The sequence below is a fragment of the Pseudomonadota bacterium genome, assembly GCA_030860485.1.
Lineage (GTDB): Bacteria > Pseudomonadota > Gammaproteobacteria > JACCXJ01 > JACCXJ01 > JACCXJ01.
Genome location: JALZID010000352.1, coordinates 1 through 7300, shown reverse-complemented (window position 1 = coordinate 7300; position 7300 = coordinate 1). Strand labels below are relative to the sequence as shown.

The 7300-nt window shown below is 67.0% G+C and carries 10 protein-coding genes; 4 read left to right on the top strand and 6 right to left on the bottom strand.

Going from position 1 to position 7300, the window contains the following annotated elements; genetic code table 11:
• Positions 1 to 61: 61 nt before the first annotated feature.
• The 4 genes from rpoZ to M3461_21875 form a co-directional block, all read right to left on the bottom strand.
• Entirely contained in the window at positions 62 to 316 is a 255-nt protein-coding gene (gene rpoZ, locus M3461_21890) for a DNA-directed RNA polymerase subunit omega (protein ID MDQ3776808.1), read from the bottom strand.
• Positions 317 to 797: 481 nt separating this feature from the next.
• On the bottom strand, positions 798 to 1199 hold the full coding sequence (locus M3461_21885) for a hypothetical protein (GenBank protein ID MDQ3776807.1): 402 nt from the start codon (positions 1197 to 1199) through the stop codon (positions 798 to 800).
• A gap of 23 nt (positions 1200 to 1222) precedes the next feature.
• Positions 1223 to 1855: a guanylate kinase gene (gmk, locus tag M3461_21880; GenBank protein ID MDQ3776806.1), complete on the bottom strand. Its 633-nt coding sequence runs from the start codon at positions 1853 to 1855 to the stop codon at positions 1223 to 1225.
• 178 nt (positions 1856 to 2033) lie between these two features.
• Positions 2034 to 2900, bottom strand: coding sequence for a YicC family protein (locus M3461_21875; protein ID MDQ3776805.1), 867 nt, complete (start codon positions 2898 to 2900; stop codon positions 2034 to 2036).
• 125 nt (positions 2901 to 3025) lie between these two features.
• On the opposite strand from M3461_21875, the gene rph reads away from it, so the two are divergent.
• The 4 genes from rph to M3461_21855 are packed head-to-tail and all read left to right on the top strand — an operon-like array spanning position 3026 to position 6690.
• Positions 3026 to 3745 (top strand): ribonuclease PH, encoded by a 720-nt coding sequence (gene rph / locus M3461_21870; GenBank protein ID MDQ3776804.1) that lies wholly within the window; start codon positions 3026 to 3028, stop codon positions 3743 to 3745.
• Between the two features lie 11 nt (positions 3746 to 3756).
• A complete protein-coding gene (rdgB, locus tag M3461_21865) occupies positions 3757 to 4413 on the top strand; it encodes an RdgB/HAM1 family non-canonical purine NTP pyrophosphatase (GenBank protein MDQ3776803.1) in 657 nt (218 codons plus the stop codon).
• Positions 4414 to 4436: 23 nt separating this feature from the next.
• A complete protein-coding gene (hemW, locus tag M3461_21860) occupies positions 4437 to 5678 on the top strand; it encodes a radical SAM family heme chaperone HemW (GenBank protein ID MDQ3776802.1) in 1242 nt (413 codons plus the stop codon).
• Between the two features lie 22 nt (positions 5679 to 5700).
• The gene (locus M3461_21855) at positions 5701 to 6690 is read left to right on the top strand and encodes a zinc-dependent alcohol dehydrogenase family protein (GenBank protein ID MDQ3776801.1); all 990 of its coding nucleotides are present in this window, start codon (positions 5701 to 5703) and stop codon (positions 6688 to 6690) included.
• A gap of 9 nt (positions 6691 to 6699) precedes the next feature.
• Here M3461_21855 and M3461_21850 read toward each other — a convergent pair whose 3' ends face one another.
• Complete coding sequence (locus M3461_21850; protein MDQ3776800.1) at positions 6700 to 7161, bottom strand: EVE domain-containing protein; 462 nt, start codon at positions 7159 to 7161, stop codon at positions 6700 to 6702.
• Positions 7161 to 7300 (bottom strand): chorismate synthase (locus M3461_21845; protein MDQ3776799.1); only part of this gene is annotated, 140 nt, incomplete at its 5' end. The genes M3461_21845 and M3461_21850, both read right to left, overlap by 1 nt.

Below are 7300 nucleotides of genomic sequence, written 5' to 3'. Positions count from 1 at the left end.
GGAACGCGAGATCCCGAGCGCAGCAGATTTTTTCACAAGCTCTGAGTCCATCCCGTCGGACTCAGCCCGTGGGGTCGTTGAACACCGAGAAGGGGTCCTCGCCTTTCTCCTTGGCCTCAATGACGTCGACGGTTGCCATGCTGATGCGCCCCGCGGCGATCTCACGCAGCGCGATGACGGCCGGCTTGTCGTTCTCGTCGGGAACCAGCGGCCGCGAGCCCATGGCGATCTGGCGCGCCCGCTTGCTCGCCAGGAGCACGAGCTCGAAGCGGTTCTTGACGAAAGGAAGACAGTCTTCCACGGTGATCCTGGCCATCGGGGGCCTCCGTAGGGCGCCGGCGCGCCGACAATTGAAGCGATCTAGCTTATCAAAGACCCTGCTCGAAGAATACCCTTCGCGGCAGTGCCGTTGCGCGACAGTGGAAAAGTTCCTCGGGTTCCGCTCGCTTTGCCCAAACAGCGACCCCTCGCTTCATGGCCGGATCTCAGGGGACGACCTCTATGGTCTTTGGAACGCGATGAAGCTGGGTGTTTCGGCCGACGGCAGCGACGATTATCGTGATGTCGCGAACACGCATGAGTGGGTGGTAGAAAACGATCCGTTCAATGACAGTTCGACCCACATGAAGCGCAGCTTCCGACACGAAGGCGCGCGGCTCGGGCCGTTGAAGAACGCATTCGGCAGTCATTGGCCGGATGGCGATCTACGGCATCCGGCGCTTTTTATCAGGCGGCGGTTTCCATTCGCCGAAAACGCCTATACCGTTTTGCGTTACGCGCTCTTCGCGGCTTTTGCCTCAGCCCGGTCCGGCGGATCGCGCCGATACAGAAACGCCGACGCGCACGATGTGCTCGCGCAGCGGGCCATCCGCGATGCTCCCGTAGGCCTTTACGTCGAACCGGTAGGGCGTCGGCACGTCCAGTTGCTCAGCAACGGCTTCGGCTTGCACGGGGTCATCCAGGCCGAAGAGTGCTGGCCTGAGGATTTCTTTCCCGGGCATGGCATCCAGTTCTTCTCCTGCCGTCACCAAAATCCTGGAGCGCCCGCTTGAGCAGCTCGAAGCCGGTTTCCTGGGTGAGCTCATGAAATAATGGCTGACCTCTTGATCGATGCTGCCCGGTTGGGCCTGCCGGTACACGTCCAACGACGATTCGAGGGTGCCGACGCAACGGTCGAGGTGATCAGTATTGATGATCACGGCTTGCCCGGAAGAGGGAGCGATCACCGCATGAGGTCTTGGAGCAGCGGGGCCAGCGCCAGTCGCTGGCGCCCTAGCGTCAGCCGGTCCGCCCGCAGGATGGCCTCGAGATCGGCGAACGCCCGGTCGAACTCGTCGTTGACGATCAGATAATCGTATTCGGCATAGTGCGAGATCTCGGCGACGGCGTCCCGCATGCGGCGCCGGATGACTTCCTCCCGGTCCCCGCCGCGGCCGTGCAAGCGCGCCTCCAGCACCTCGCAGGACGGCGGCAGGATGAAGATCCCGGTGCAGTCGCTCCGTGCCGCGCGTACCTGGCGGGCGCCCTGCCAGTCGATCTCCAGGATCACGTCTATGCCCTGGACGAGGCGCGACGCGACCCATCCCTTCGAGGTCCCGTAAAGATGATCGAAGACGCGGGCATGCTCCAGGAAGGCGGCGCTTTCCACCATGGCCTCGAAGGTCGGCAGGTCCACGAAGTGATAGTCGCTGCCCTCGCGCTCCCCGGCGCGCATGGGGCGGGTGGTGTAGGAGACCGACAGGGCGATATCGGGATGGGTGGCGACCAAGGCCTTGACCAGGCTGGTCTTGCCCGCACCGGAGGGCGCGGAGACGATGTAGAGACGCCCCGAGGCTCGTTGGTCTCCGGCGTGGATCACCTGGTCACCCGCTTCCGCGTCATTCGTACTGAGCACAGCTAGCGAAATCCCCTTGTCTGGCGGGAGAGGGTTGGCAAGAGTTTGACCCGATTCCCTCTCATCCTACCCTTCTCCCTCGAGGGAGAAGGGATCTCAACATGCTGCGAGGTGCCGCCTTTAATGTCATCGCCATCTATCATTCAATATTCTGGGCCTGTTCGCGCATCTGCTCGATCAGCACCTTGAGCTCGATGGCGGCGCCGCTGGTGTCGGGGTGCCCGGACTTGGAGGCGGTGGTGTTAGCCTCGCGGTGCATCTCCTGGAGCAGGAAGTCCAGGCGCCGCCCTATCGGCTGGCGGGCGGCCAGGAGGCGCTTGACCTCATCGATGTGGATGCCGAGGCGGTCCAGCTCCTCCGCTACATCGAGACGCTGGGTGAGGAGCAGCATTTCCTGCTCCAGACGCCCGGGGTCGAGGCTCGCCGACAGCTCCTGTGCGCGTGCCAGGAGCCGCTCGCGGAGCTGCGCGAGGGCGGCGGGCACCCCTCCCCGCACCCGAGCGAGTTCTACCAGGGCCGAATCGCAGCGCCCGGCGATGAGCGCAGCCAGCCGCTCGCCCTCACGGCGGCGGCCCTCGCCGAGCGTGGCGAGCGTGGCCTCGAGGAGCGAGACCAAGGGTCCCTGGAGCAGGTTGAGATCGGGTGAGGACAGCTCCACGACCCCCGGCCATTTGAGGAGGTCGAGCGCGCTGACCGGTGCCTGGGCCCCTGTCATCTCCTCGACCTCACGGCAGGCCCCGATGATCTGGCGCACCAGGTCGAGCCTGACCGTGGCCCCCCCGCTCGCCTCGGCGGCCGGTTCGTAGCGCAGGGTGCATTCCACCTTGCCGCGCTGCAGGTACTGGCCGATGGCGGTGCGAAACGGGCCCTCCAGTGCGCGCAGCTCTTCGGGGAGGCGCAGCGTAACCTCGAGATAGCGGTGGTTGACGGAGCGCAGCTCGCAGGTCGCCCGGCCCCACGCCCCGCTCGCGGATTCACGGGCGTAACCCGTCATGCTGTCTGCCATCCCCGCGGCACTCCGTCCTCCGCAACCAGGCATCATGGTAGCGTTTCGAGCACGGCGCGCAAACCTCCGGGCCGGCGGTCTCGGGGCGTTATAATGCCCGTCCTTTTCCAGCCACAGCGAGAGTGATGCGCCCGAGCGGTCGCGCCCCCGGCGAGTTACGCCGCATTTCCCTGCGATGCGGTTACACGCGGCACGCGGAGGGCTCGGTGCTGATCGAATACGGGGACACGAAGGTGCTGTGTACGGCGAGCGTCGAGGAAAGAGTTCCGCCGTTCTTGCGCGGGGCCGGCCGCGGCTGGGTCACGGCCGAGTACGGCATGCTCCCGCGCGCCACCGGGACGCGCATGCGGCGCGAGGCGGCGGACGGCCGGCAGAGCGGGCGGACGCTCGAGATCCAGCGCCTCATCGGGCGCGCCCTGCGTTCGGCGGTGGACTTCGAGGCCCTGGGCGAGCGCACCATCGTGATCGACTGCGACGTGCTGCAGGCCGACGGCGGTACGCGCACCGCCTCGGTAACGGGCGGTTATGTCGCCCTGGTCGAAGCCGTGGCGGCGCTAGAACGGCGGCGGCTCCTGTCCCAGAGCCCCGTGCACGGCTTCGTGGCCTCGGTGTCGGTCGGGATCTACCGCGGTATTCCGGTCGTGGACCTCGATTACGCCGAGGATTCGGATGCCGAGACCGACATGAACGTGGTGATGAACGACCAGGGGCATTTCGTCGAGATCCAGGGCACCGCGGAGGGGCATGCGTTCCGGATGGAGGAGCTGGAGGCGATGCTCGGGCTTGCGCGCGGCGGCATCGCGGCGGTCATCGAGATACAGCGCGCGGCGCTGGGCCAGGGATGAATGCCCCAGGGATGAAGAAGCAAACCCCGGCGGCGCCTGACCGGACGCTCGTGGTCGCGACCGGGAATGCCGGTAAGCTCCATGAGATCACCGAGGTCCTTGGCGCGCTCGGGATCGCGATCATGCCTTTCGTGCCCGAGGGGCTGGCCGAGACCGGTAGGAGCTTCGTCGAGAACGCCTTGATCAAGGCCCGCCATGCCGCCCTGCATACCGGCCGGTCGGCGCTCGCCGATGACTCCGGCCTGGAGGTGGACGCGCTCCAGGGCGCCCCGGGGATCTACTCGGCGCGCTATGCGGGCGAGGGGGCGAGCGATGGCGACAACCTCGCGCGCTTGCTCACCGAGATGGCGGACGTCCCCGACGAGCGGCGTAGCGCGCGTTTTCACTGCGTCTTGGCCTATCTGCGATACCCAGAGGACCCCGTCCCGCTGATCGCGCACGGCGTCTGGGAAGGGCGGGTATTGCACGCCTCGAGCGGCACGAACGGCTTCGGTTACGACCCGGTGTTCTACGTACCGAGCCACGGATGCTCGGCCGCGGAGCTGGCGCCTGTGGTCAAGAATCGGCTGAGCCACCGCGGCCAGGCCCTGCGGCAGTTACGCCGCCTGTGGGACGGGTTACTGAAGACCGACAACGTCGGCCACGGTCACAAATCGCCCCTTCGGTAACCGGGTTTTTGGACGTGCGTGGTATGACGGGTCCGAACGTCGTTTCTGGCGCGCCGCCCATCCCTTCCGAGCGGGGTCCACCACCGCTGTCCCTCTACATCCACATCCCTTGGTGCGTGCGTAAATGCCCGTACTGCGATTTCAACTCGCACGAGCTCCAGGGGATGCTCCCCGAAACGGCTTATGTGTCGGCCGTGCTCCGTGATCTGGAGCACGAGGCTGGCCGGATCGGCGGCCGCGAGGTGCAGACCATCTTCATCGGGGGGGGCACGCCGAGTCTCTTGTCTGGAGAGGCGGTGCGTCGTCTGCTCTCGGGAGTCCGGGCACGGGTCAAGGTGGCGGCCCCGGTGGAGGTGACCGTGGAGTCCAACCCCGGTAGCGTGGACTACGGCCGCCTGGTGGACTACCAAGACGCGGGTGTCAACCGCCTGTCCATCGGGGTGCAGAGCTTTCGCGCGCGGCAGCTCGCCGTCTTGGGTCGCATCCACAGTGTCGACGATGCGCTACGCGCCTTCGAGGCGGCGCGCCGGGCAGGCGTTTCCAACATCAACCTCGACCTCATGTTCGGGCTCCCGGAAGACGACGTAGACGGCAGCCTTCAGGACCTTTCGCAGGCGATGACGCTCGGACCCGAGCACCTGTCCTGGTATCAGCTCGCCATTGAGCCCAATACGGCGTTCTATCGCCACCCGCCCGAGCTACCCGACGATGACCAGGTGTTCGCGGCCTACGAAGCGGGCCGCGCCTTGCTGCGCGAGCGCGGCTACCTCCAGTACGAGGTCTCGGCCTACGCGCGCGCCGGGGCCGAATGCCGTCACAACCGCAACTACTGGGAGTTCGGGGATTATCTGGGGATCGGGGCCGGGGCGCACGGCAAGCTCAGCGATCTCGCCAACGGGCGCATCGTGCGGACCGTGAAACGCGCGAAGCCCCTGTCCTATATGAACGGCTCCTATATGAACGGCGCTGGGTTTCCCGCGGCCATCATCGAGGGCCGCCCGCTCACCGAGGCGCAACTCACGGTCGAGTTCATGATGAACGCGCTGCGGCTTTGCGCCGGCTTCCCGCTCTCGCTCTTCACGGAGCGCACCGGTCTGCCGGTTGAAGCCATTGAAGCGACGCTCGAAGAGGCCCGTGAGCGTGCGCTCATCGAGGTCCGGGCCGGTTGGATCAGACCGACCGAGTGGGGCTATCGTTATCTCAACGAGTTGGTGTATCTCTTTTATCGCGATGAGCCGGAGGCAGCGCAGAGCGCGGCGTTCTAGGTCGCCAGGGAGCGCCTGAGCGATGCGCGCCATGGTCCTCAGCGCGCCCGGCACGCCGCTGGCCCTCGCGGACATCCCGCTCCCCCACCCGGGTCCCGGTCAGGTCCTGGTGCGCATCTCGGCCTGCGGGGTGTGCCGCACGGATCTGCACGTGGCGCGCGGGGAGTTGCCCGATCCCAAGCTGCCGCTCGTCCTGGGACATGAGATCGTTGCTCACATCGCGGATCTCGGGCCTCTGGTGACCGGGTTCGCTTTGGGCGATCGCGTGGGGGTGCCATGGCTCTGGTCCACCTGCGGGATCTGTGGCTATTGCGAGCGGGGCGCCGAGAACCTCTGCGACTCTGCCCGATTCACGGGCTACCGGGAGGACGGCGGCTACGCCGAGTACGCCCTGGCCGATGCGCGTTTCTGCTTCCCGCTCGCACACGGCGTTTCCGACGTCGAGGCCGCGCCGCTCCTGTGTGCCGGGGTCATCGGGTACCGCGCGCTGCGCCTGGCGGGCGATGCGCGACGGCTCGGCGTCTACGGCTTCGGGGCCGCGGCCCACATCGTGACCCAGATCGCGCGCTACCAGGGCCGCGAGGTGTACGCCTTCACCCGGCGTGGGGATGCCGAAGCCCAGCATTTCGCTCTGGCGCTGGGCGCCGTGTGGGCCGGCGATGCGGACACCGCGCCGCCCGAGCCGCTCGATGTCGCGCTCATCTTCGCACCGGTCGGCGCGTTGGTTCCCGCGGCCCTGAGGGCCCTCGTCAAAGGCGGGACGGTGATGTGCGCCGGGATCCACATGAGCGACATCCCGTCGTTCCCGTATCGGATCCTGTGGGGCGAGCGCGTGGTGCGCTCGGTCGCCAACCTTACCCGCCGGGACGGCGAGGAGCTCCTGCGACTCGCGCCACGCATCCCGGTGCGGACCACCGTAGTGCCCTATCCGTTGGCGCTTGCCAACGAGGCCCTCGACGACCTCGAGGCCGGCCGGGTCCAGGGCGCGGCGGTGCTGGTCGTGGGCGCGTAGCCCTCGCCCCTATTCGAGTCCCAAAATGAAGTCCCAATGCGCCGGGCTCACCGGCATGACCGACAGGCGATTGCCGCGTTTGAGCAACGGAAGACCCGAAAGCTCGGGATGGGTCCGGAGCTCCGTGAGCGTGATGATGCGGCGGAGCTTGCGCACCAAGCGCACGTCGACCAGGAGCCAGCGCGGGCTGTCCGGCGAGCTGTCGGGGTCGAAGTGGTGGTGGCTGGGATCGAAGGCCGTGGGATCTGGGTAGGCCGGACTGGCCACCTCCATGACCCCCGCAACGCCCGGCTCGTCGCAGCTCGAATGATAGAAGAATGCGAGGTCCTTGGGCTTCATTTCGTCGCGGATCAGGTTACGCGCCTGGTAGTTGCGGACCCCATCCCAGGGCTCGGTCGGGCGCGGGCGGCGCAGGAGGTCGTCGACGCTGAACGACGAGGGCTCGGATTTCATGAGCCAGTGGCGCTTCATCACAAGCTCTCGGGAGCTGCCGGGACCACCGGGGTCTCGGAGCGCACCTCGAGGTTCTGGGCGCGGTGGCGCAGCAGGTGGTCCATGAGCACCAAGGCCAGCATGGCCTCGGCGATGGGCGTCGCCCTGATCCCGACGC

Coding starts and splice junctions, on each gene's coding strand:
- rpoZ (MDQ3776808.1), bottom strand. CDS start 316: ATGGCCAGGATCACCGTGGAAGACTGTCTTCCTTTCGTCAAGAACCGC.
- M3461_21875 (MDQ3776805.1), bottom strand. CDS start 2,900: ATGGCAGACAGCATGACGGGTTACGCCCGTGAATCCGCGAGCGGGGCG.
- rph (MDQ3776804.1), top strand. CDS start 3,026: ATGCGCCCGAGCGGTCGCGCCCCCGGCGAGTTACGCCGCATTTCCCTG.
- rdgB (MDQ3776803.1), top strand. CDS start 3,757: ATGAAGAAGCAAACCCCGGCGGCGCCTGACCGGACGCTCGTGGTCGCG.
- hemW (MDQ3776802.1), top strand. CDS start 4,437: ATGACGGGTCCGAACGTCGTTTCTGGCGCGCCGCCCATCCCTTCCGAG.
- M3461_21855 (MDQ3776801.1), top strand. CDS start 5,701: ATGCGCGCCATGGTCCTCAGCGCGCCCGGCACGCCGCTGGCCCTCGCG.
- M3461_21850 (MDQ3776800.1), bottom strand. CDS start 7,161: ATGAAGCGCCACTGGCTCATGAAATCCGAGCCCTCGTCGTTCAGCGTC.